The organism is Streptomyces sp. WM6386, from assembly GCF_000972385.1.
Taxonomy (GTDB): Bacteria; Actinomycetota; Actinomycetes; order Streptomycetales; family Streptomycetaceae; genus Streptomyces.
Window position 1 is genome coordinate 1 of the sequence record NZ_JXTE01000576.1, and the last position, 393, is coordinate 393.

The 393-nt window shown below is 66.4% G+C and carries 1 pseudogene; it reads left to right on the forward strand.

Annotation, left to right across the window (positions count from 1 at the left end):
• Positions 1-192: pseudogene (locus tag TN53_RS48065) on the forward strand (FAD-dependent oxidoreductase); the annotation flags it as partial.
• Positions 193-393 lie beyond the last annotated feature (201 nt).

The following is a 393-nucleotide window of genomic DNA, read 5'->3' on the forward strand; positions in this document are numbered from 1 at the left end:
GAGCTCGGCCATCTGCTCAGCGCCAAGGCGGTCGCCGACAACATCGGCCCGCACCACGGCAAGAAGCAGAGCTTCGGGTTCCTCAAGCACGAGGCGGGCCGCGAGCCGGACCCGGAGCAGGCGACGATGTTCGTCATCCCCAAGGTCCTCACCGACCCCAGCCATCTGTTCCGCCAGGACAGCCACCAGTAATACTTCAACGTCGCCGCCAAGTACGGCTGCACGACCCGGCAGAACTGGTTCGCCACCGACCTCGACTTCGACGACGACGGCGTCTCCATCACCGGCAAGAACGGCGAGGTTTTCCGCGCCAAGTACCTGATCGACGCGAGCGGCTTCCGCTCCCCGCTGGCGGAGAAGTTCGCCCTGCGCGAGCAGCCCGCCCGCTTCAAG